23 protein-coding genes are annotated in these 21,629 nt (G+C 74.2%); 20 read left to right on the forward strand and 3 right to left on the reverse strand.

The annotated features are described in order from the left end of the window. From FIP57_RS13465 to FIP57_RS13515, 11 genes are all read left to right on the forward strand, one after another. Positions 1-1,071 carry a zinc-dependent metalloprotease gene (locus tag FIP57_RS13465; protein ID WP_148573958.1) on the forward strand — a complete coding sequence of 357 codons (1,071 nt, stop codon included), beginning with the start codon at positions 1-3 and terminating at the stop codon, positions 1,069-1,071. A gap of 4 nt (positions 1,072-1,075) precedes the next feature. After that, the gene (gene tilS, locus FIP57_RS13470; protein ID WP_148573959.1) at positions 1,076-2,086 is read left to right on the forward strand and encodes a tRNA lysidine(34) synthetase TilS; all 1,011 of its coding nucleotides are present in this window, start codon (positions 1,076-1,078) and stop codon (positions 2,084-2,086) included. Between the two features lie 5 nt (positions 2,087-2,091). After that, the gene (gene hpt, locus FIP57_RS13475) at positions 2,092-2,643 is read left to right on the forward strand and encodes a hypoxanthine phosphoribosyltransferase (protein WP_148573960.1); all 552 of its coding nucleotides are present in this window, start codon (positions 2,092-2,094) and stop codon (positions 2,641-2,643) included. 123 nt (positions 2,644-2,766) lie between these two features. Continuing rightward, the gene (ftsH, locus tag FIP57_RS13480; protein WP_148573961.1) at positions 2,767-4,785 is read left to right on the forward strand and encodes an ATP-dependent zinc metalloprotease FtsH; all 2,019 of its coding nucleotides are present in this window, start codon (positions 2,767-2,769) and stop codon (positions 4,783-4,785) included. A gap of 18 nt (positions 4,786-4,803) precedes the next feature. Continuing rightward, positions 4,804-5,418: a GTP cyclohydrolase I FolE gene (gene folE, locus FIP57_RS13485; RefSeq protein ID WP_148573962.1), complete on the forward strand. Its 615-nt coding sequence runs from the start codon at positions 4,804-4,806 to the stop codon at positions 5,416-5,418. A 92-nt stretch (positions 5,419-5,510) separates the two neighbouring features. Next, entirely contained in the window at positions 5,511-6,317 is an 807-nt protein-coding gene (gene folP, locus FIP57_RS13490; protein WP_148574206.1) for a dihydropteroate synthase, read from the forward strand. Beyond that, positions 6,310-6,732: a nuclear transport factor 2 family protein gene (locus tag FIP57_RS13495; protein ID WP_148573963.1), complete on the forward strand. Its 423-nt coding sequence runs from the start codon at positions 6,310-6,312 to the stop codon at positions 6,730-6,732. Before folP ends, FIP57_RS13495 begins: the two co-directional genes overlap by 8 nt. Further along, entirely contained in the window at positions 6,729-7,148 is a 420-nt protein-coding gene (folB, locus tag FIP57_RS13500; protein ID WP_203231212.1) for a dihydroneopterin aldolase, read from the forward strand. The genes FIP57_RS13495 and folB overlap by 4 nt, the downstream gene beginning before the upstream one ends. A gap of 55 nt (positions 7,149-7,203) precedes the next feature. Further along, a complete protein-coding gene (folK, locus tag FIP57_RS13505) occupies positions 7,204-7,773 on the forward strand; it encodes a 2-amino-4-hydroxy-6-hydroxymethyldihydropteridine diphosphokinase (RefSeq protein WP_148573964.1) in 570 nt (189 codons plus the stop codon). Positions 7,774-7,789: 16 nt separating this feature from the next. Further along, on the forward strand, positions 7,790-8,299 hold the full coding sequence (locus FIP57_RS13510) for a DUF3180 domain-containing protein (RefSeq protein ID WP_238993442.1): 510 nt from the start codon (positions 7,790-7,792) through the stop codon (positions 8,297-8,299). Between the two features lie 10 nt (positions 8,300-8,309). Continuing rightward, the gene (locus FIP57_RS13515) at positions 8,310-8,804 is read left to right on the forward strand and encodes a hypothetical protein (protein ID WP_148573965.1); all 495 of its coding nucleotides are present in this window, start codon (positions 8,310-8,312) and stop codon (positions 8,802-8,804) included. Between the two features lie 19 nt (positions 8,805-8,823). On the opposite strand, the gene FIP57_RS13520 is transcribed toward FIP57_RS13515, so the two are convergent. Both FIP57_RS13520 and FIP57_RS13525 read right to left on the reverse strand, forming a co-directional pair. Next, positions 8,824-10,275, reverse strand: a complete 1,452-nt coding sequence (locus FIP57_RS13520) for a bifunctional cytidylyltransferase/SDR family oxidoreductase (RefSeq protein WP_148573966.1) — start codon at positions 10,273-10,275, stop codon at positions 8,824-8,826. Between the two features lie 179 nt (positions 10,276-10,454). Beyond that, entirely contained in the window at positions 10,455-11,612 is a 1,158-nt protein-coding gene (locus tag FIP57_RS13525; RefSeq protein ID WP_238993443.1) for an NADH-quinone oxidoreductase subunit D, read from the reverse strand. A gap of 73 nt (positions 11,613-11,685) precedes the next feature. On the opposite strand from FIP57_RS13525, the gene FIP57_RS13530 reads away from it, so the two are divergent. Together FIP57_RS13530 and FIP57_RS13535 are read left to right on the forward strand one after the other, a co-directional pair. Further along, complete coding sequence (locus tag FIP57_RS13530) at positions 11,686-12,183, forward strand: PH domain-containing protein (RefSeq protein WP_148573967.1); 498 nt, start codon at positions 11,686-11,688, stop codon at positions 12,181-12,183. Then, on the forward strand, positions 12,180-13,652 hold the full coding sequence (locus FIP57_RS13535; protein WP_148573968.1) for a PH domain-containing protein: 1,473 nt from the start codon (positions 12,180-12,182) through the stop codon (positions 13,650-13,652). The genes FIP57_RS13530 and FIP57_RS13535 overlap by 4 nt, the downstream gene beginning before the upstream one ends. On the opposite strand, the gene FIP57_RS13540 is transcribed toward FIP57_RS13535, so the two are convergent. Further along, entirely contained in the window at positions 13,601-14,602 is a 1,002-nt protein-coding gene (locus tag FIP57_RS13540; protein WP_238993444.1) for an SAM-dependent methyltransferase, read from the reverse strand. The genes FIP57_RS13535 and FIP57_RS13540 overlap by 52 nt on opposite strands. A gap of 152 nt (positions 14,603-14,754) precedes the next feature. Between FIP57_RS13540 and FIP57_RS13545 the strand changes: the two genes are divergently transcribed. The 7 genes from FIP57_RS13545 (at position 14,755) to FIP57_RS13575 (ending at position 21,622) form a co-directional block, all read left to right on the forward strand. Further along, positions 14,755-15,636: a Rossmann-like and DUF2520 domain-containing protein gene (locus FIP57_RS13545; RefSeq protein WP_148573969.1), complete on the forward strand. Its 882-nt coding sequence runs from the start codon at positions 14,755-14,757 to the stop codon at positions 15,634-15,636. 16 nt (positions 15,637-15,652) lie between these two features. Then, positions 15,653-16,528 (forward strand): pantoate--beta-alanine ligase, encoded by an 876-nt coding sequence (gene panC / locus FIP57_RS13550; RefSeq protein WP_148573970.1) that lies wholly within the window; start codon positions 15,653-15,655, stop codon positions 16,526-16,528. After that, the gene (panD, locus tag FIP57_RS13555) at positions 16,528-16,956 is read left to right on the forward strand and encodes an aspartate 1-decarboxylase (RefSeq protein WP_148573971.1); all 429 of its coding nucleotides are present in this window, start codon (positions 16,528-16,530) and stop codon (positions 16,954-16,956) included. Before panC ends, panD begins: the two co-directional genes overlap by 1 nt. Positions 16,957-16,965: 9 nt before the next feature. Further along, a complete protein-coding gene (locus FIP57_RS13560; protein ID WP_148573972.1) occupies positions 16,966-18,636 on the forward strand; it encodes an L-aspartate oxidase in 1,671 nt (556 codons plus the stop codon). A gap of 86 nt (positions 18,637-18,722) precedes the next feature. Next, positions 18,723-19,598, forward strand: a complete 876-nt coding sequence (gene nadC, locus FIP57_RS13565) for a carboxylating nicotinate-nucleotide diphosphorylase (protein WP_420846694.1) — start codon at positions 18,723-18,725, stop codon at positions 19,596-19,598. 1 nt (position 19,599) lies between these two features. Then, on the forward strand, positions 19,600-20,400 hold the full coding sequence (locus FIP57_RS13570; protein WP_238993445.1) for a type III pantothenate kinase: 801 nt from the start codon (positions 19,600-19,602) through the stop codon (positions 20,398-20,400). Between the two features lie 172 nt (positions 20,401-20,572). Then, positions 20,573-21,622, forward strand: coding sequence for a sensor histidine kinase (locus FIP57_RS13575; protein ID WP_148573973.1), 1,050 nt, complete (start codon positions 20,573-20,575; stop codon positions 21,620-21,622). Positions 21,623-21,629: the final 7 nt, after the last annotated feature.

The following is a 21,629-nucleotide window of genomic DNA, read 5'->3' on the forward strand; positions in this document are numbered from 1 at the left end:
ATGAGCAGCAGCGGGCAGATGGTCGACTGGAACCTGGCCGTGGCCACCGCCACCCGGATGGCCGGCCAGGGGCCGGACGTCTCGCGCGCCGAGGCCGACGAGGTGGTCGCCGAGCTGCGTGAGGGCGCGGCCCGCTCGACCCCGCTGGTGCGGGAGTACACCGGCCTCACCGCCGAGGCGGGCACCGCGCCCGTGCTGGTGGTCGACCGTGGCGGGTGGATCCAGGCGAACGCCGACGCGTTCTCGCAGGTCATGGGGCCGGTCGTCGAGAAGCTCCAGCAGCGCAAGGGCGCCCCGAGCGGGCTCACCGAGCTGGTCGGCTCACGCGTGACCGGGCTCGAGGCCGGGGCGCTCCTCGGGTTCCTGGCCGGCAAGGTGCTCGGCCAGTTCGACCCCTTCCACACTCCCGGCGACGGCTCCTCCGACATCGGCAGGCTGCTGCTGGTCGCCCCCAACATCGTCCAGGCCGAGCGCGAGATCGGCGCCGACCCCACCGACTTCCGGCTCTGGGTCTGCCTCCACGAGGAGACCCACCGGGTCCAGTTCACCGCCGTGCCGTGGATGCGCGACCACCTCCAGTCCCAGATCGACCTGCTCGTCGACGGCGTCGAGGTCGACCCCGGGAAGCTGGCCGCGATGCTCGGCGACGCGGTGAAGCGCGCCGGTGACCTGGTGACGGGGCGCGGCGAGGCCAGCCTGATCGACCTGTTCGCGACCCCCGCGCAGCGCGAGGTCATCGACCGGGTCACCGGCGTGATGTCGCTGCTCGAGGGCCACGCCGACGTCGTGATGGACGGCGTGGGCCCGACCGTCATCCCGTCGGTCAAGGAGATCCGGGCCAAGTTCAACCGCAGGCGCAAGGGCGCCGGCTCCCTCGACCGGCTGCTGCGGCGGCTGCTCGGGCTGGACGCCAAGATGGCGCAGTACCGCGACGGCGCGCACTTCGTCCGCACCGTCGTCCGCGACGTCGGCATGGACGGGTTCAACAAGGTGTGGGTCGAGCCGGACCACCTCCCCAGCAAGGAGGAGATCGCCGAGCCGCTCGCCTGGGTCCGACGGGTCCACGGCTGACGGCGTGGGACCGGATCCTGCGGTCGCCGCGGTCCGCCTCGCCGTACGCCGGGAGCTGGAGGGGCACGAGGGCGACGTTCTGGTGGCGTGCTCGGGCGGCGCGGACTCCCTCGCTCTGCTCGCCGCCACGGTCTTCGAGACCCGTCGCACCGGCCGCCGTGTCGTCGGGGTGACCGTCGACCACGGGCTGCAGGAGGGCTCGGCCGAGCATGCGACCGCGGTCGCCGGCCTGATGGCGCGGCTCGGCGTCGACGAGACGATGACGGCCCGGGTGCGCGTGGACGCCCCGGGCATCGGCCCCGAGGCCGCCGCGCGCCAGGCGAGGTACGCCGCGCTCGGGCAGGCCGCCGCACACCTCGGGGCGCCGCTGGTGCTGCTCGGCCACACCGCCGACGACCAGGCCGAGACGGTGCTGCTCGGGCTGACCCGCGGCTCCGGGGGCCGGTCGATCGCCGGGATGCGCCGCCGGTACGTCGAGGGTGGCGTGGCGTTCGTCCGCCCGCTGCTCGACGTCACCCGCGCGCAGACCGAGCAGGCGTGCCGGGCCGAGGGGATCGAGCCCTGGCAGGACCCGCACAACCACGACCCGCGGTTCACCCGCTCCCGGCTGCGCCACCGCGTGCTGCCGGTGCTCGAGGAGGAGCTCGGCCCCGGTGTCTCCGCCGCGCTGGCCAGGACCGCGGACCTGCTGCAGCAGGACGTCGCCGCCCTCGACGAGCTCGCCGACGAGCTCCACCGCGCGGCCCGGACGGCCGACGGCGGCCTCGACGTGGCCTCCCTCGCCGCCGCGCCCGTCGCGCTGCGCACCCGGGTGCTCCGCGCCGCCGCGGTCGGGGCCGGCTGCCCGTCGTCCGAGCTGTTCCGGGTGCACGTCGAGGCGCTCGCCTCCCTGGTGCCCCGGGGGAGGGGCCGCGAGGTGCAGCTCCCCGGCCACGTGTCGGCCGCCGTCGACGGCGACGGCACCCTCCGGTTCCGGAGCACCCGTCCGGGCGCCGGGGACGGTGTGGCAGGCTGACCGCCGTGGACGCTGAGCACGTGCCGGGCGAGCTGGTCGACATCCTCTACACCGAGGAGGACATCCAGCGACGGCTGGCGGAACTGGCCGCCGAGATCGAGCGTGACTACGCCGGCCAGGACGTCCTCCTGGTGGGGGTCCTCAAGGGCGCGGTGATGGTGATGGCCGACCTCGCCCGGGCGCTCGGACGCCACGTCGAGATGGACTGGATGGCGGTCTCGTCGTACGGCTCGGGGACGAAGTCCTCCGGCGTCGTGCGGATCCTCAAGGACCTCGACACCGACATCAACGGCCGCCACGTGCTGATCGTCGAGGACATCATCGACACCGGGCTGACGCTGTCGTGGCTGGTCTCGAACCTCCGCTCGCGCGGCCCCGCGTCGGTCGAGATCTGCACCCTGCTGCGCAAGCCTGACGCGCTCCAGATGACGGTCGACGTGAAGTACGTCGGCTACGACATCCCCAACGCCTTCGTCGTGGGCTACGGCCTCGACTACGCCGAGAACTACCGCAACCTCCGTTCGATCGGCACCCTGGCCCCCTCGGTCTACTCCTGACAACGGCCGCGGTCAGGTGCGCGCGAAGCGGCGGGATCCGCTGCGTGTCCGTTGCCGCTCCCGTGTAACGTCGTTACCCATCGAGGTTCATCTGGCAGGAGGGCGGGGCACGGGCCCCGGTACATGGACGTGAAGCGCATCATCCGCGGTCCCTGGTTCTGGATCGTCGTCGCGGTGGTCGGCGTGCTGGTGGCGCTGCAATTCCTCGCCCCCAACGGTGGCTACGACGAGGTCGACACCGCCGAGATCACGAAGTTCATCAAGGACGGCGACGTCAAGGAGATCACCTTCGTCGACGGTGACCAGGAGATCCGCGCGACGCTGAACGGCGACGACGAGCGCAAGGTCACCTCGCAGTGGGTCGCCGGCCAGCAGGAGCCGATCGTCGCCCTCGCCCAGGAGCAGTTCGAGGCCGGCAACATCGAGCACGTCGACTCCGAGAACCCGCAGCCGAGCCTGCTCGGCCAGCTGCTGGTGAGCATCATCCCCTTCGTCATCATCATCCTCCTGTTCCTCTTCCTGATGAACCAGGTGCAGGGCGGCGGTGGCCGGGTCATGCAGTTCGCCAAGTCGAAGGCGAAGCTGATCAGCAAGGACATGCCGAAGACGACGTTCGCCGACGTCGCCGGCGCCCAGGAGGCGATCGAGGAGCTCGGCGAGATCAAGGAGTTCCTCCAGGAGCCGGCCAAGTTCCAGGCCGTCGGCGCCAAGATCCCCAAGGGCGTGCTCCTCTACGGCCCGCCCGGCACGGGCAAGACGCTCCTCGCCCGCGCGGTCGCCGGTGAGGCCGGCGTGCCGTTCTACTCGATCTCCGGCTCGGACTTCGTCGAGATGTTCGTCGGTGTCGGCGCCTCGCGCGTCCGCGACCTCTTCGAGCAGGCGAAGGAGAACGCCCCCGCGATCGTCTTCATCGACGAGATCGACGCCGTCGGCCGTCACCGCGGCGCCGGCATGGGCGGCGGCCACGACGAGCGCGAGCAGACGCTGAACCAGCTGCTCGTCGAGATGGACGGCTTCGACGTCCGCGGCGGCGTCATCCTCATCGCGGCGACCAACCGCCCCGACATCCTCGACCCGGCGCTGCTCCGCCCGGGCCGCTTCGACCGGCAGATCCAGGTCGACGCCCCCGACCTCGAGGGGCGCCACAAGATCCTCCAGGTGCACGCCCGGGGCAAGCCGATGGAGCCCGGCATCGACCTGATGTCGGTGGCCCGCCGCACCCCCGGCTTCACCGGTGCCGACCTGGCGAACGTCCTCAACGAGGCCGCGCTGCTCACCGCCCGCGCCGGCCAGAAGATGATCGACGCGGCCGCGCTCGACGAGGCGATCGACCGCGTGATCGCCGGCCCGCAGCGGCGCACCCGGCTGATGAGCGAGAAGGAGAAGCTCATCACCGCCTACCACGAGGGCGGCCACGCCCTCGTCGCCGCGGCGCTCCCCGGCACCGACCCGGTGCACAAGGTGACGATCCTGCCGCGCGGCCGGGCGTTGGGCTACACGATGGTGCTGCCCGACGAGGACAAGTACTCCCAGACCCGCTCGGAGATGCTCGACAAGCTCGCCTACATGCTCGGCGGGCGCGCTGCGGAGGAGATGGTCTTCCACGACCCGACCACCGGCGCCGGCAACGACATCGAGAAGGCGACGTCGCTCGCCCGGGCGATGGTCACGCAGTACGGCATGACCGAGCGGCTCGGCGCGATCCGGCTCGGCGACTCCAACGGCGAGCCGTTCCTGGGTCGCGACCTCGGCCACACCCGCAACTACTCCGAGGACGTCGCCGCGATCGTCGACGAGGAGACCAAGAAGCTCCTCGCCAACGCCCACCAGGAGGCCTTCGACATCCTCCAGGAGAACCGCGACGTGCTCGACGCGCTCGTGCTCGCGCTGCTGGAGAAGGAGACCCTCGACAAGGAGCAGGTGGCCGCGGTCTTCGCGCCGCTGCGCCGCCGTCCGGTGCGCCCGGCGTGGACCGGGTCGCCCACCCGTGAGCCGTCGCCGATCCCGCCGGTCGACGTGCCACCGCGGGCCGCCTCCAACGGCACCCGCGCCGAGGAGCCGACGGGGACCACGATCATCACCCCGCCGTCGTCCGGCGGGGACATCCACGGCACCCCGCCCCCGGCCGGCCCGGCCGCCTGAGGGGCTGACGACGGCCTGATGACGATCGACAAGGTGACGGTCCCGTCCTACGACGACGTGCCGGAGTTCGACCACGCCCGTGCCCAGGCGGCCGTGCGCGAGCTGCTCATCGCGATGGGGGAGGACCCAGACCGCGACGGGCTGCTCGACACCCCGGCCCGGGTCGCGCGCTCGTTCGAGGAGCTGGTCGCCGGGATCCGGCAGCGTCCCGAAGACGTGCTGGCCACCACCTTCGAGCTCGGCCACGACGAGATGGTGCTGGTCCGCGACATCGAGCTGTGGTCGCTCTGCGAGCACCACCTGGTGCCGTTCACCGGGGTGGCGCACGTCGGCTACATCCCTGCCGAGAGCGGCCGGATCACCGGGCTCTCCAAGCTCGCCCGGCTCGTCGACGTCTACGCCCGGCGGCCGCAGGTGCAGGAGCGGCTGACCACCCAGATCGCCGACTCGCTGATGGAGATCCTCGACCCGCGCGGCTGCATCGTGGTGGTCGAGGCCGAGCACCTCTGCATGACGATGCGCGGCGTGCGGAAGATGGGCGCGAAGACGATCACCTCCGCGATCCGCGGCATCATGCACAACGCGGCGACGCGCAGCGAGGCGATGAGCCTCATCATGCACGGCACCAGGTGAGCCGCCACTCTCCGGACGACTAGGGTCGCCCCGTGCACGGACAGCCGGAGCGGTACGTCGAGGGGCTGCCCCGTCCTGGCCGCTGCCTGGTCATGGGGGTCCTCAACGTCACCCCCGACTCCTTCTCCGACGGCGGCGACTACCTCGACCGCGACGCCGCCGTCCACCACGGGCTGGCGCTGCGCGGCCACGGCGCCGACCTCGTCGACGTGGGCGGGGAGTCGACCCGCCCCGGCGCCGAGCGGCCGTCGGAGGTCGAAGAGCTCCGGCGGGTGCTCCCGGTCGTCGCCGCCCTCGTGGAGGAGGGGCTGGTCGTCTCCGTCGACACCATGCGCGCCTCGGTGGCCCGTGCGGCCGTCGAGGCAGGGGCCCGGATCGTCAACGACGTCTCCGGCGGGCTCGCCGACCCGGCGATGCTGGCGACCGTCGCCGAGCTCGACGTGGCCTACGTGCTGATGCACTGGCGGGCCCACTCGGTGACCATGCAGCAGCACACCGACTACGACGACGTCGTCGAGGACGTCGCCGACGAGCTCTCCCGCCAGCTCGACGCCGCGGTCGCCGCCGGCGTCGCGTCAGAGCGGATCGCGATCGACCCTGGGATCGGCTTCTCGAAGACCGCCGACCAGAACTGGGAGGTCCTCGCGCGGCTCGACCGGCTCCACGCCCTGGGGCGGCCGGTGCTGGTCGCGACGAGCCGCAAGCGGTTCCTCGGTCACCTCCTCGCCGACGAGGACGGCACGTTGCGGGCGCCGAAGGAGCGCGACGCGGCGACGTCGGCGACCAGCGCGCTCGCGGCTGCCGCCGGGGCCTGGTGCGTCCGGGTGCACGACGTCCGCAGCTCCGCCGACGCCGTCCGGGTCGCCGCCCGGTGGCGCCCGGGGAACGCGGATGGCTGACCGGGGGACGCCCGACGAGCGGGCCGCGGTGCTGGCGACCCACGAGGCCTTCTACGCGGCCGTGGAGGCCGGCGACCTCGACCGGCTCGAGGAGCTGTGGACCGAGGAGCCGGACTCGGTGTGCGTGCACCCGGGGGCGCGGCCGATCCACGGCACCGCGGCGGTCCTGCGCAGCTGGGCGGTGGTCATGGCGACGCGGGAGTACGTCCAGTTCTTCCTCACCGACGTCGAGGTGACCGTGGCTGACGACGTGGCCGTCGTCACGTGCACGGAGAACGTCCTCACCGGTGAGGGCGGCGCGAGCACGGCGTTCCAGGGCGGACGTGGCCAGGCTCTCACCGCCTTGCGGCGTACGAGTGGGGGTTGGCGGTTGTGGTTGCACCAGTCCACGCCGGTAGGGTCAGAACCCATATGACCGAGACGACGCCCGACCCGACCGCGGCGGCGACGCCCGTGGGGGCGCAGCGCCTGCTCGACCGGCTGAGCATCACCGGCATCGAGGCGTTCGGCCACCACGGTGTGTTCGACTTCGAGCGCCGTGACGGCCAGCCGTTCGTCGTCGACCTCGTGCTCGGGGTCGACACGCGAGCGGCTGCCGCCAGCGACGACCTCGAGGACACCGTCGACTACGGCGCGCTCACCACGCGCGTCAAGGAGGCCGTGGAGGGCGACCCGGTCGACCTCGTCGAGACGGTCGCCCAGCGGGTCGCGGACGTCTGCCTCGCCGACGACCGGGTCGGCTGGGCCGAGGTGACCCTGCACAAGCCGCAGGCGCCGATCGACGCGACGTTCACCGACGTGGCGCTCACGATCCACCGGAGCCGCGGGTGAGCGGCGCGCACCCGCGCCGCCCGACCTGCCGCCCACACCGACGAGGGGAGCCCCAATGACCGAGACGCCCAACCCCCACCTGGTCGATGCGGACACCCTGACCGGTGAAATGCGCCCGATCCGCCGCTGTGTGGTGTCCCTCGGCTCCAACAAGGGCGACCGGATGGCGAAGCTGCAGGGAGCGGTCAGCTCCCTCAAGGACACCCCGGACGTCTGGGTGACCGAGGTGTCGCCCGTCTACGAGACCGAGCCGGTCGACGCCCCCGAGGGCTCCGAGCCGTTCCTCAACTGCGTGGTGCTGCTCGACACGACGCTCTCGGCGCACGTCCTGCTCGAGCGCGCCCTCGCGATCGAGTCGGCCTTCGGCCGGCAGCGCGGCACCGTCCCCAACGCCCCGCGCACCCTCGACGTCGACCTCATCGTCGTCGGCGACCGCCGGGCCGACGACGAGAGCCTCACGCTCCCGCACCCGCGGGCCCACGAGCGGGCCTTCGTCCTGGCGCCCTGGCACGACCTCGACCCGGAGGCGGAGATCCCCGGCGTGGGACCCGTGGCGGAGCTGCTGGAGCAGGTCGGCCGCGACGGCATCGAGCGGCGCGACGACCTGGTCTTCGAGCAGCCCTGACGGCACCCGCCCCGACGTGGTCCCCCCGCTGCCCGGCCCTCCGGAGGAGGACGAGGCACCGCAGCGCCCCGAGGGTCGGCTCCGCACGACCCGGCCCGGGCTGCTGGTCGGGCTCTTCCTGGCCGGCGTGGTCGTGGGCCGGCTCGTGCGGCCGCTCGCGGCCACCTGGGAGCTGACCGCCCCGCGGGTCACCTGGGTCCAGGGGGCGGTGCTCTACCTCGCCGCGACCATCCTCTTCGCCGTCGCCCGGGCCACCCACGTCGCGGTGCACCAGCGGCGCGAGCGGCTCCTCCCGCACCAGGCGGTGAACCGGCTGGTGCTGGCCAAGTCGTGCGCGCTGACCGGGGCCGCGGTCGCGGGCGGCTACGTCGGCTACGCCCTCGGGTGGGTCGGCGCGGGCGCCGAGCTCGCCCGGGAGCGCGTCGTGCTCAGCCTGGTCGCCGCCCTCGGCGCCGCGCTCGTCGCCGTGGGTGCGCTGCTGCTGGAGCGCGCGTGTCGGGTCCGGGACGACGACGAGGCCCACTAGCCTCGAACCCATGCGCACCCCCGCTCGCCGCCGTCAGCGCTCGGCCCGGGTCACCGTGGCCGCCACGCTGCTCGTGCTGGCCAGCGGCGGGCTGGTCGCCACCCTCCCGCTCCCCGAGCCGGGGCCGTTGCGGATCGCCGTCGTGGTCGGGCTGCTGCTCGTGTGGGCCGCCGCCCGGATCATCCACACCGAGCTGGTGACCACCCGTCAGGAGCACGCCCGCGACCGCGCCCGCCAGGCCCGTGCGTACACCTCGCTGCTGGAGGCGCGCGGCGCCGAGCAGGCCGCGCTCGCGCGGCGCCTCGCCGGCCGCGAGCGCGAGGTCCGCGAGCTCGAGGCCGTGGTCCGGCTCGTCGAGCGGCGTGCCGTGCACGCCGAGCAGCGGCTCCGCCGCGGCGAGCTCGAGGCGGTCGACCAGGCGCAGGTCGACACCGTCGTGGACCTGCTGGCCTGGGAGGACCAAGGCAACCGGCGCTGGGTGCCCGAGCAGCGCAAGCAGGCCTGAGCCGGCCCTCGCCGGACGGCTACCAGCTCTCGACGGTCTCCGGCGCGGCTGCGTGCGCGACCCTGCCGACGGTCAGCGGGTCCACCTTGCGCACGTCGACCACGTAGCCGGTCCCGGGGGACAGCAGCGTGTCCAGCGCCGCCTCGGCCACCGCCGTCGACTCCAGCAGGGACCCGGCCGGCTCCTCGCCGAACGCCCGGGTGCGCATCGGGGTGCCGGTGCGCTCGGGGTTGATGCAGTTGACCCGCACCCCGTCGCCGGCCCACTCGTCGGCGAGCGCCTGGGTCAGGTTCACCACCGCGGCCTTCGCCGAGGAGTAGAGGCTGTAGCCGCTGCGCCCCCGCGTGTAGGACGACGAGGTGAACAGCAGCAGGCTGCCGCGGGTCTCGCGGAGGTGCGGGAAGAACTCCTGGGCGATCAGCACCGGAGCCACGTAATTGACCTCGGTGGCGTGGAAGATCGTCTCCTCGGAGGCGTCGACCAGCGACCCCCGCGGCAGGGTGCCGGCGGTGTTGACGACGTAGTCGATGCGGCCGTGCTCGGCGACCACCGCCTCGGCGGCCGCGCGCACGTCCTCGCGCCGCTCGACGTGGGTGCGGGTGGTCGAGCGGCTGAACGCGCAGACGTTGGCGCCGAACCGGGCCGCCAGCGAGGCGATGTCGGCGCCGATGCCGTAGCTGCCGCCGAAGACGACGAGAGTCTTGCCGGCCAGCGCCTCGCGGTACCCCTCCTCGTCGTGCTCCTCGGGGGAGATCCGGCTGGTGAGCTGGAACAGCTTGTCGGCGAGGTAGAGGTCGATCGGCTCGGTGACCTTCATGTTCTGCTCCTCGCCGCGCACCACCGTGATCGGCACGTCGGGGAGGTAGCGGAGGACGACGGTGCAGTCGTCGGTGGCCTCGAACGCAGGGTCCTGCCGCGCCCGCGCGTACGCCTCCCGGATGGTGGAGAGGCGGAACGCCTGCGGCGTCTGGCCGCGGCGCAGCGACGCCCGCCGCGGGACCGCGGCGATGGTGTCCTCCTCGGTGACCTCGATGATCGTGTCCGGGGACGGGATCGCCACGTCGACCGCGTCGTACCGGTCGAGCGCGGCGACGCAGTCGTCGATGATCCGCGGGGACACCAGCGGCCGCACCGCGTCGTGGAGGAGCACCTTGTGGTCGCCCTCGCCGAGCGCGTCCATCGCGTCCAGCGCCCGCATCGTGGTCTCGCTGCGGGTCGCCGCGCCCTCGAGGACCTGGCGGACCTTGGCGTAGCCGCCGTCGCGGACCATCGCGCGCACCGCGTCGAGGTGGCCCGGCGCCATCAGCACCACGACGTCGTCGATCGCCGGGTGCGCGTCGAACGTCGCGAGCGTGTGCTCCATGATCGGTCGGCCGGCGATCTTCACCAGCTGCTTCGGGAGGTCCAGCCCGACTCGGGTCCCCACGCCGCCGGCGAGGAGGACGGCGACGTTCCTACGTGCTCCGGACATGCGGCGCAGTGTCGCACAGGCACATCGGGCCGAGCGTGTCGGCGAAGCCGCCACGCTGCCGGCCGGGCCACATCGGGTCGAGCGTGTCGGCGAAGCCGCCACGCTGCCGGCCGGGCCACATCGGGTCGAGCGTGTCGGCGAAGCCGCCACGCTGCCGGCCTGGCGGCGGCTCCGTGCCGCTACTTGTCGATGTCGCCGACGACGAAGAACAGCGAGCCGAGCACCGGGACGAGGTCGGCGACGGTCGCGCCGCGGAGCAGCGCCGGGAGTGCCGAGGCGTTGTTGAACCCGGGGGAGCGGAGCTTGAGCCGCCACGGCGTCTTCTCGCCGTGGGAGACCAGGTAGTAGCCGTTGAGCCCGCCGGGGCTCTCGGTCCAGGCGTACGTCGCCCCCTCCGGCGCCTTGACGATCTTCGGCAGCCGGACGCCGAGCGGGCCGGGGGGCAGCGAGCGGAGCCGGTCGACGCCCTGCTCGACGAGGTCGAGGGAGACGGCGACCTCCTCGACGAGCACCGCGAAGCGGGACCAGGCGTCGCCGCCGGTGCGGATCGGCACCGCGACGTCGAGCTCGGCGTAGCCGAGGTAGGGCTCGTCGCGGCGCAGGTCGAGGTCGAGCCCCGAGGCGCGGGCGACCGGGCCGCTGACCCCGTGGTCGAGGGCGGCCTCGCGGGTGAGGACACCGACGCCCCTCGTCCGCTGCTCGAACAGCGGCTCGGCGAGCGGCTCCCGGAGCCGGGGGAGGGCCGCACGGAGCCCGGCGACCGCGGTGCCGACCCCGTGGAGCCACCCGGCCGGCAGCTCCTCCTTCACCCCGCCGACCCGGTTGAACATGAAGTGCATCCGGCCCCCGGTCAGCTCCTCCATGAGCCCGAGCAGCGCCTCGCGCTCGGGGAGCACCCACCGCGGCGCCTCGCCGATCTCCGGCGGGTAGGTGCCGAGGAACAGCAGGTGGTGGAGGACCCGGTTGAGCTCGGCGAGGACCGTGCGCAGCCACACCGCCCGCGGCGGGACCTCGATGCCCAGCATCCGCTCGACGGCGAGCACCACCCCGAGCTCGTTGGCGAAGGCGCTGAGCCAGTCGTGGCGGTTCACGAGCATGACCACCTGGCGGTAGTCGCGGGCCTCGAACAGCTTCTCCGCACCCCGGTGCAGGAACCCGACCTCGGGTTCGCACGCGGTGATCCGGTCGCCGTCGAGCGCGAGCCGGAGCCGCAGCCCGCCGTGGGTGGAGGGGTGGGACGGGCCGAGGTCGAGGACGAGGTCGGGCGCACCCTCGCCGGACGGGGCCGCCGCCGCGGGGCCCACGGCGACGGTCAGCGCGCGGGTGCTCGGGGTCACCTGCCGATCATCCCCCACAGCCCCGCTGGTGCCGGGGGCGCGTCGTCGGTACGGCCTCCTAGGCTCGACGGTGATGGACGACCTCTTCCGCTCCCCGACCGGTGCGTGGCACCGCGTCTCGCCCCGCCTCGCGGCCCTCCGCCGCTGGCTCCTGCTCGGCTGGGTCGCGGTCGCCGTGGTGGCCGCGGTCGTGGTCCTGGCGGTCGCCGGCCTCCTCCCGCCGGCCTGGGTCCTCGTGCTCGCGTTGCTGCTGGTGGCCGCCGCCACCGCGTCCGCGTGGTGGGGGATCGGGCGCAACGTCGCGCGGTGGGGCTACGCCGAGGAGCACGAGGAGCTCCTCATCGTGCGGGGTGCGGTCTTCCGCCGGCTGGTCGTGGTGCCCTACGGGCGCATGCAGTACGTCGACGTGGCGGCCGGGCCGCTCGACCAGCTCGTGGGGATCGCGAAGGTGCACCTGCACACCGCGAGCCCCGGCACGACCGCGGTCATCCCCGGCCTCCCGGCGGACGAGGCGGCCCGGCTGCGCGACCGGCTGACCGCCCTCGGCGAGTCGCAAGCGGCGGGGCTGTGACCGACCCGTTCCCGGAGCAGCACCCCGCTCCTGTCGAGGACCCGGGTCCGGGCACGGCTCACGGCGCTCCTCCCGGTCCGGAGGCGCCTGAGTACCGCCGGCTCTCGCCGCTCACCCCGGTCGTCCGGGCCCCGATCGTCCTCCTCGCCGTGCTCGGTGGCTCCTGGCAGCAGATACTCACCGAGGGACGGCTCGGCTTCGTCGCGCTCGCGCTGCTGGGGCTGCTGGCCGCGGGTGCGGTCTACGGGGTCGCCTCCTGGCTGCGCACCAAGTACTGGATCCGCGACGACGAGCTCCGCATCGACACCGGCGTGGTCTCGCGCCAGTCCCGCCGGATCCGGATCGACCGGCTTCAGGGCATCGACATCGTGCAGCCGCTGGTGGCCCGCTTCTTCGGGCTCGCGGAGCTGAAGCTCGACGTGGCCGGCGGCGACCGCGAAGGGTCGCTGGCGTTCCTGCCGCACCGTGAGGCGCTGGAGCTGCGGGCCCTGCTCCTCGAGCGGCGTGACGAGCTCAAGGGAGCCCCGGCACCCCAGTCCGTGACCTGGCCCCGGGCCGACGCGCCGCCCCTCTCCGGCCGGGCCGACCGGGCTCACGGGGAGCGGCCGCTGGGCAGGCTCGACCCCGGGCTGCTGGTCGCCAGCCTGGCGCTCTCCAGCGAGATGCTCTGGGTGGCCGGCGCAGCGATCGGGCTCGCGGTCTCGTTCGTCGCCCTCGGCTCGTTCGCCGCGGTCGGCGGCATCGTGCCGGCCCTGCTGGCGCTCGCGGTCGCGCTGGGCCGCAAGTTCACCGGCTACTACGGCTTCCGGCTCTCGGAGTCGGTGGAGGGGCTCCACGTCCGCCGCGGCCTGACCGCGCTGTCCAGCCAGACGATCGCGCCGGCCCGCGTCCAGGGGGTCGCGGTGCTCGAGCCCGTGCTGTGGCGGCCGTTCGGCTGGGCTCGGCTCGACGTCTCGGTCGCCGGCTACCGCACCGGCGAGGGGGACTCCGCGCAGGCGTCGTCGACCTTGATGCCGGTCGCACCGAAGGACGAGGTGCTCGCGCTCGCCGCCCACGTGCTGCGGGGCCGCGACGCCCGCCATGTGAGGCTCGCGCCGCCGCCCGCACGGGCCCGGTGGCTCGCGCCGTTCACGGCCTGGACGCTCGCGGCGGGCACCGACGAGCAGCTGGTCGTCAGCCGCCGCGGGTTCTGGGTGCGCCGGGTCGACGTCGTCCCCCACGCCCGGGTGCAGTCGGTGCGCGTGACACAGGGACCGCTGCAGCGGTGGCTCCGCCTCGCCGACGTCCACGTCGACAGTCCGCCCGGGCCGGTGCACGTGCGGGCGCGGCACGTCGACCCCGTCGACGCGCGGGCGTTCACCGAGGCGCTGCTGGTGGCCGGTCGGGTCGCACGGCGCGCCGGGGCCGACGCGCTCGGTCAGCCGGCGGGCCAGGGGTCGACGCCGCCGACCCCGGAGACCACCCAGTAGAAGGTGCCGAGCCCCCCGGCCGCGGTGAGGTCGGCCACCCGGGAAGCCCGGGCCAGCCGTGCGGCGTACTCCCCGGGGTCGGTGGTGGCGAGGGAGAGCGGCGGCCGCTCGGCCGAGAGCCCCAGCGCAGCCAGGGCCTCACGCTGGCGCAGCACCCGGCCGCCGACGGCCGCGGCGACGCTGTCCACCGCCACGGCCGCGGTCACGTCGCGGGAGCCGTCCGGCACCGGGTCGACCTCGCGGCCGTCGGCGTAGCCGCGCAGCGCGCCGTACGGCGGCCGCTGCTCACGGGTGTGGCCGTAGTCGACCGCGACCGCCACCCCGCGGCCGAGCCTGGCGACGACCCCGGCCCACCCCTGGTCGCGGCTGCTCCCCACCTCGGCACGCGCGCCAGGTTCACGCCCGGCCAGCGACCACCACCGGTCCAGCCAGCCGCCGACGGAGGCCGGGACGCCGGGATCGTCCACGGCCAGCCCGAGGGACTCCCGGCCGGTCGCAGGGTCGACGTGCACCATCCGCGGCCGCCCGGCACCGTCGACCTCGACCACGTGGCAGGGGATGTTGTCGAGCCACTCGTGGGCGACCACCAGCCCGTCGATCCGCTCGGGCAGGGCGGCGGACCATCCGACGGCGTCCGGCAGCCCGGGCGGGAGGGGCGCGACCTCGACGGCCAGGAGGTCGAGCGTCGGGTCGAGCCGGTGCAGCCCGAGGAGGAGCTCGCCCCGTCCCGCGCCCACGTCGACGACGCGGGTCAGCCCGTGGTGCCGGGCGAGCCCGAGCAGCGCCTCGGCCAGCAGGTCGGAGCCGTGAACGGAAGTGCGGAAGTGGTCGGCCGGGGCGTGGTGGCGGTAGAAGCCGTCCGGTCCGTAGAGCGCCGAGTCCCACGCCGTCCGCCACGGCGGGTCCGGTGTGCGGGGCGGCACGGCTGGCATGCCGAGAGGGGAGGCCACCGGCCCACCGTACGGCGGTCGACACCCCCACGGCCTGTGACGGAGCCCACCTGCACATCCCGCTGACGTGGCTCCCGGCACCGACCTACTCTGGAGAGGTCAGTCAACCGTCCGGTACCCGCTCGCGGGACTGGAACGAAAGGCAGATCGCCATGACCCGCATCGGGGTTGTCGGCGCCGGCCGGGTCGGTGCCGTCCTCTCGGCAGGGCTCCGCGCGGCAGGCCACGAGGTGGTCGCCGCAGCCGGTGAGTCCGACGCCTCCCGCACCCGCGCCGCGACGCTCCTCCCAGGCGTGCCGCTGCTCAAGCCGACGGCGGTCAGCCGCCGCGCGGAGCTGCTGCTGCTCACGGTGCCCGACGACATGCTGAGCAACGTGGTGACCCAGCTCGCCGCGGCCGGCGCGATCCGCCCCGGCCAGCTCGTCGCACACACCTCCGGGCGGCACGGCCTCGCGGTCCTCGCTCCCGCGGCCGCCCGCGGCGCCCACGTGATGGCGCTGCACCCGGCGATGACCTTCACCGGCACGGCGCTCGACCTGCCCCGGCTCGCGGGGTGCGCGTTCGGCGTGACCGCCGAGTCCCCGGTCAGCGTGGCCACCGTCGAGCGCCTGGTCGCCGACCTCCGCGGCCGGCTCGTGTGGGTCCCCGAGGACAAGCGGACCGTCTACCACGCCGGGCTCGCCCACGGCGCGAACCACCTGGTCACGCTGGTCAGCCAGGCGATGGAGCTGGTCCGCGAGTCCGGCGCGAGCGACCCCGCCGCAACCCTCCGGCCGCTGCTCACCGCGGCCCTCGACAACGCGCTCACCATGGGCGACGCCGCGCTCACCGGGCCGATCGTCCGCGGCGACGTCGAGACGGTACGGGCGCACCTCGAGGGGATCCTCCAGACCCGTCCGGACACCCTCCCGTCGTACGTCGCGCTCGCCCGGGCCACCGCGAACACCGCCGTCCTCGACGGCCGGCTGCTGCCGATCCGCGCCGCCAAGCTCGTCGGGATCCTGAACGACGCCCTGGAGCGGGTCGCCGCGTGAGCGGGCCGCGCCGGCGATGAGCCCGGTCGTCGCACGCACCCGTTCCGAGCTGGAGGAGGCCCTGGCCGGGGTCCGGACCGGCGGGGGACGGGTCACGCTCGTCCCGACGATGGGTGCCCTCCACGACGGACACGCGTCGCTGCTCGCCGAGGCCCGGCGCAGCAGCGGGACGGGCGACGCCGTGGTCGCGTCGATCTTCGTCAACCCGTTGCAGTTCGGTGCGGGCGAGGACCTCGACCGCTACCCGCGGACGCTGGAGGCGGACCTGGAGGTGTGCGCCGCCGAAGGGGTCGACGTGGTGTTCGCGCCGTCGGTCGACGAGGTCTACCCCGGCGGGGACCCGCAGGTCACCGTCGAGCCGGGCGAGCTCGGCACCGTGCTCGAGGGAGCCGCGCGGCCCACCCACTTCCGCGGCGTGCTCACCGTGGTGGCGAAGCTGCTCGGGCTGGTGCGCCCCGACGTGACGGTGCTCGGGCAGAAGGACTACCAGCAGCTCGTGCTGGTCCGCCGCATGGTGGCCGACCTCTGCATGGGCGTCGAGGTCGTGGGCGGCCAGACCGTCCGCGAGCAGGACGGGCTCGCGCTGTCGAGCCGCAACCGGTACCTCACCGCCGAGGAACGCCGGGACGCGCTCGCGCTCTCGGCTGCGCTCCGGACCGGGGCCGCTACGGCACCCTCCGGCGCCGACGAGGTCCTGAGGGCCGCGCGGGCGGTCATCGACGCGGCGTCCGGGGTCGAGCTCGACTACCTCGTGCTCACCGACCCCGACCTCGGCCCACCCCCGGCGGAGGGCGAGGCACGGCTGCTCGTCGCCGCCCGGGTGGGCTCGACCAGGCTGCTCGACAACGTGGCCGTCGAGCTCGGGGCGGCCGCAGCAACCGGGGAGAGCTGATGCTCCGCACGATGATGAAGAGCAAGATCCACCGCGCCACCGTCACGCAGGCCGACCTGCACTACGTCGGCTCGGTCACCGTCGACGAGGAGCTCCTGGAGGCCGCCGACCTGCTCCCCGGCGAGCTGGTGCACATCGTCGACGTCACCAACGGTGCTCGGCTCGAGACCTACACCATCGCCGGCCCGCGGGGCTCGGGCGTCATCGGCATCAACGGTGCCGCCGCGCACCTGGTGCACCCGGGCGACCTCGTCATCCTCATCGGCTACGCGCAGATGACCACCGACGAGGCCATCGCGCACCGGCCGCACGTCGTCTTCGTCGACGCCGACAACCGGGTCGTCGCGACCGGGGCCGACCCGGCGGAAGTCCCGGCCGAGGTCCCGGACGCCGCCTCGCTGTCCCGCGGCGACCTCGCAGCCCGATAGCCTCCGCGCGTGACCCCGATCCCCGCCCGGCTCGCCGCTCCGGCCCCCGGCTGGACGGCGTACGCCGACGTGGTGGTCGTGGGCTCCGGGATCGCCGGGCTCACCGCCGCCCTGCGGATCCACGCCGCCGGGCTGGGCACCGTCATGGTCGTCACCAAGGACCACCTCTCGGCCGGCTCGACCCAGTGGGCGCAGGGCGGGATCGCCGCCGCCCTCGGTCCGGGGGACACCCCCGAGCAGCACCTCCACGACACCCTCGTGGCCGGGGCCGGCGTCTGCGACCCCGAGGCGGTGCGGGTCCTGGTCACCGAGGGGCCGGCCGCGGTGCACGAGCTGATCTCGCTCGGCACCCAGTTCGACCAGACCGCCGCGGGCGAGCTCCAGCTCACCAGGGAGGGCGGCCACCTCCGCGACCGCATCGCGCACGCCGGCGGCGACGCGACCGGTGCGGAGATCCAGCGCGCGCTGGTCGCCGCCGTCGCGGCCGCACCGGCGATCGAGGTCGTCCCGCACGCGGTCGCCGTCGACCTCGTGCCCGGCGTCGACGGCGGGGTCGCCGGCGTGACCCTGCACGTCATGGGCGAGGGGCAGCACGACGGCGTCGGCGCGGTGCTCTGCCGGGCGGTGGTGCTCGCCAGCGGCGGGCTCGGCCAGCTGTTCTCCTCCACCACCAACCCCGCGGTCGCCACCGGCGACGGGATGGCGCTGGCGCTGCGCGCGGGTGCGGTCCTCCGCGACCTCGAGTTCGTGCAGTTCCACCCGACCGTGATGTGGCTCGGGCCGGAGTCGCGGGGGCAGCAGCCGCTGATCTCCGAGGCGGTCCGCGGGGAGGGGGCCTTCCTCGTCGACGAGCACGGCGAGCGGTTCATGACCGAGGTGCACCCGCTGGCCGACCTCGCCCCGCGCGACGTGGTGGCGAAGGCGACGATGCGACGGATGCGCGCGACCGGCGCCCCGCACGTCTGGCTCGACGCCCGCGGCTTCGGCGAGGAGAAGTGGGCCCGCCGGTTCCCCACGGTGCTGGCCAGCTGCCGCGCGAACGGCATCGACCCGGTCACCGACCTGGTCCCGGTGGCGCCGGCCTGCCACTACGCGTCCGGTGGCGTCGCCGTCGACCTGCACGGCCGCTCGTCGGTCCCCGGGCTCTTCGCCACCGGCGAGGTCGCCTGCTCGGGGGTGCACGGTGCCAACCGGCTCGCCTCCAACTCGCTCCTCGAGGGGCTGGTCTTCTCCCGCCGCATCGCGTCGTTCCTGGAGTCCGAGGGGTTGCCCCCGCAGCAGGAGCCCGCACCGGACACGCGCCCGCAGGGGCTCGCCGACCCGGGGGTGTTCCAGCACCTGCAGGCGACGATGACCGAGAACGCCGGTGTGCTCCGGTCCGACTCCGGGCTCGCCGTCGCCGGCGACCAGCTCGCGGCGCTGCTCGACAAGCCCGGCCCCCACCCGGGCACCGAGGCGTGGCAGGCCACCAACCTCCTCACGCTGGGCTCGGCGCTCGTCGAGGCGGCGCGGCTGAGGACCGAGACCCGCGGGTCACACTGGCGCGAGGACCACCCGGACACCGACGACGCCCGGTGGGCCGGCCACGTCGACGTACGGCTGGAGGACGGGCTGGTGGTCGAGTTCCACCCCTCCGGGCCCGCCTACCCACCGACCACCCCGACCGAGGAGGCCCCGTGACCAGCCCCCTGACCAGCCCCCTGACCAGCCCCCTGACCAGCCCCCTGACCAGCACCGTGAGCATCGCGCGGACGGCGTACGACGAGCTGCCCGGCAGCCTCGTCACCGAGCTGGAGGGGTGCGGCCTCGACCCGCACGACCTCTACGACCACGTCGTGCGCGCGCTCGCCGAGGACGTGCCCGGCGAGGACGTCACGAGCGCGGCGACGGTTCCCGCGGACGCGACCGCGACCGGCGACCTCACCGCCCGCGCCAACGGGGTCGTCGCCGGGATCGCGGTCGCCGAGCTGGTGCTCCGCTACGTCGTCGGGCGGTCGGTGCGGGTCGACCGCAAGGCGACCGACGGCGACCGGGTCCGCCGCGGCGACGTGCTGCTGACCGTCGAGGGGCCGACCCGGCTGCTGCTGACCGCCGAGCGGACCGCGCTGAACTACCTCTGCCACCTGTCCGGGATCGCCACCACCACGGCGCGCTGGGTGGCCGCCGTCGAGGGCACCGGCGCCCGGCTCCGCGACACGCGCAAGACGGTTCCCGGCTACCGGCTGCTCGCGAAGTACGCCGTCAGGTGCGGCGGCGGGACCAACCACCGCACCTCGCTCTCCGACCAGGCCCTGGTCAAGGACAACCACGTGCTCGCGGCGGGCGGGGTCGTGCCGGCGTACCAGGCGGTGCGGGCGGCCTACCCCGGCCTCCCCGTCCAGGTGGAGGTGACCACGCTCGACCAGCTGCGCGAGCTGCTCGACGCCGGCTGCGACGAGATCCTGCTGGACAACATGACCACCGAGCAGATGGCCGAGGCGGTCTCGGTGGCGGCCGGTCGGGCCCGGCTCGAGGCCTCCGGCGGGCTCACCGTCGAGCGGGCGCGGGAGGTGGCGGAGACCGGCGTCGACTACCTCGCCGTCGGGGCGCTCACCCACTCCGCGCCGGTGCTCGACGTGGCGATGGACCTGCGGGGCGGCTGACGTGGCCGCGCGGACCGGGGCGGCGGCACCGCTGCTCGCCGCCGACATCGGCAACAGCCACACGACGATCGGGCTGGTGGACCACGGCGAGGTCGACCACCACTGGCGGGTCGCCACCGACGAGCGCCGGACCGCCGACGAGTGGGGGGTGCTGCTGCGGGCGCTGCTCGCCTCGTCGTCCTTCGAGGGCGCCCCGCGCGGCGTCGCGGTCTGCAGCACGGTCCCGGCGGTGCTCCACGAGTGGCGCCAGATGATGGCCGACTACCACCCCGACGTGCCGCACGTCGTCGTCGAGCCCGGGGTCCGCACCGGAGTCCCGGTGCTGATGGACAACCCGCGCGAGGTCGGCTCCGACCGGATCGTCAACGCACTGGCGGCGGCGCAGCTCTACGAGGGGCCGTCGATCGTCGTCGACTTCGGGACCGCCACCACCTTCGACGTGGTCTCGCCCCGCGGGGAGTACGTCGGCGGGGCGATCGCACCCGGCGTGGAGATCTCCCTCGAGGCGCTCGGGCGGCGCGGGGCCCAGCTCCGCAAGGTCGAGCTCGTGCGGCCGCGGTCGGTGATCGCCAAGAACACCGTCGAGGCGGTGCAGAGCGGGGTCCTCCACGGGTGCGCCAGCCAGGTCGACGGGATGGTCGCCCGGATGACCGAGGCGCTCGGGCTCCGGCCCGGCGAGGTCAACGTGATCGCCACCGGCGGGCTCGCCCCGGTCGTCGTCCAGGAGTGTCGGACGGTCACCGACCACCAGCCGTGGCTAACGCTGCGCGGGCTCGAGATCGTGTTCGCCCGGAACACCTGAGGGGCATTTGGGGAGGAACAGGACGTTCTTGCCCGTGGTTGCCCCCGTCGTACGGAAGAAAGGCGACGGGACGCCGCTTCATGGGTCACGATGTCCCCCGGCGCTCCGACGGCGCCACGGGAGCGCTGGTGCGCCGCAGGGTGCACGGCGTGCGGGGGAAGGACGGACCGAGATGGGGCAGCTGGAGGAGAAGCCGGTGAGGAGCCACGCGGGGCGGTTCGCCGCGGACGAGCTCCCTCCGGGGCTCTCCGACCTGGTGCAGATCCTCGACAACCTGCCGGGGCTGGTGACCTTCTGGGACCACGAGGCGCGCAACCGCTACGCCAACGCGGCGTTCCTGCGGTTCTTCGGGCTGGAGGCGGAGACGCTGGTCGGCCGCCACGTCTCGGAGGTGCTGGGACCGGAGCTCTACGCACGCAACCACGGCTACATCGAGGCCGCGCTCGCCGGTGAGCCGCAGACCTTCGAGCGGCGGATGACCGACAGCACGGGCGAGGAGCGCTACGTGCAGTCCTCCTACGTGCCGAACACCGTCGACGGGCTGCCGGCCGGGTTCTTCGTGCTCTCCAGCGACATCACCGACCGGGTGCGCACCGAGCAGGCGCTGCAGGACAGCGTGCGCCAGCTCGCGCTGCTCGAGGAGCGGCAGCGGATCGCCGCCGACCTCCACGACCTCGTCATCCAGCGGCTCTTCGCGGCCGGGCTCGACCTCGCCGCGGCGGGGCGCCAGGGGCCGGGCTCCGAGGAGGCGTGGAGCCGGGTGATGACCGCGGCCGAAGGGGTCGACGAGGCGATCCGCGAGCTGCGCCGGTCGATCCACAGCCTGCGCGAGCTCACCTACCCGGGCCACGCGCCGGAGCGGATCGACCGGATCCTCGTCAACGCCGCGCGGATCCTCGGCTTCCAGCCGAGCTACATCTCCACCGGGTCGCTCGACGACACCCCGCCGGAGGTGGTCGAGGAGCTGCTCGCGGTGCTCAACGAGTCGCTGAGCAACGTGGCCAAGCACGCCCAGGCGAGCTCGGTGCAGGTCACCCTCGCCGTCAGCGACGGGCAGGTCCTGCTGCGGGTCGCCGACGACGGCCGCGGCATGCAGGGGAGCAGCCGGAGCAGCGGGCTGGCCAACATGCGCCGCCGCGCCGAGCGGTTCGGCGGCACCTTCACCTGGCGCGACAACCTGCCCACTGGCACCGTCGTCGACTGGTCGGTCCCGCTGGGCTGAGCCGCCC

This window comes from Nocardioides caldifontis (assembly GCF_008087345.1).
GTDB lineage: Bacteria > Actinomycetota > Actinomycetes > Propionibacteriales > Nocardioidaceae > Marmoricola_A > Marmoricola_A caldifontis.

Excerpts from the sequence above, each read along its gene's own strand:
- ftsH (WP_148573961.1), top strand. The coding sequence starts at position 2,767 with ATGGACGTGAAGCGCATCATCCGCGGTCCCTGGTTCTGGATCGTCGTC.
- FIP57_RS13465 (WP_148573958.1), top strand. The coding sequence starts at position 1 with ATGAGCAGCAGCGGGCAGATGGTCGACTGGAACCTGGCCGTGGCCACC.
- FIP57_RS13520 (WP_148573966.1), bottom strand. The coding sequence starts at position 10,275 with ATGTCCGGAGCACGTAGGAACGTCGCCGTCCTCCTCGCCGGCGGCGTG.
- FIP57_RS13575 (WP_148573973.1), top strand. The coding sequence starts at position 20,573 with ATGGGGCAGCTGGAGGAGAAGCCGGTGAGGAGCCACGCGGGGCGGTTC.
- panC (WP_148573970.1), top strand. The coding sequence starts at position 15,653 with ATGAGCCCGGTCGTCGCACGCACCCGTTCCGAGCTGGAGGAGGCCCTG.
- folP (WP_148574206.1), top strand. The coding sequence starts at position 5,511 with ATGGGGGTCCTCAACGTCACCCCCGACTCCTTCTCCGACGGCGGCGAC.
- folE (WP_148573962.1), top strand. The coding sequence starts at position 4,804 with ATGACGATCGACAAGGTGACGGTCCCGTCCTACGACGACGTGCCGGAG.
- FIP57_RS13545 (WP_148573969.1), top strand. The coding sequence starts at position 14,755 with ATGACCCGCATCGGGGTTGTCGGCGCCGGCCGGGTCGGTGCCGTCCTC.
- folK (WP_148573964.1), top strand. The coding sequence starts at position 7,204 with ATGACCGAGACGCCCAACCCCCACCTGGTCGATGCGGACACCCTGACC.
- panD (WP_148573971.1), top strand. The coding sequence starts at position 16,528 with ATGCTCCGCACGATGATGAAGAGCAAGATCCACCGCGCCACCGTCACG.
- FIP57_RS13515 (WP_148573965.1), top strand. The coding sequence starts at position 8,310 with ATGCGCACCCCCGCTCGCCGCCGTCAGCGCTCGGCCCGGGTCACCGTG.
- folB (WP_203231212.1), top strand. The coding sequence starts at position 6,729 with ATGACCGAGACGACGCCCGACCCGACCGCGGCGGCGACGCCCGTGGGG.
- FIP57_RS13530 (WP_148573967.1), top strand. The coding sequence starts at position 11,686 with ATGGACGACCTCTTCCGCTCCCCGACCGGTGCGTGGCACCGCGTCTCG.
- FIP57_RS13495 (WP_148573963.1), top strand. The coding sequence starts at position 6,310 with ATGGCTGACCGGGGGACGCCCGACGAGCGGGCCGCGGTGCTGGCGACC.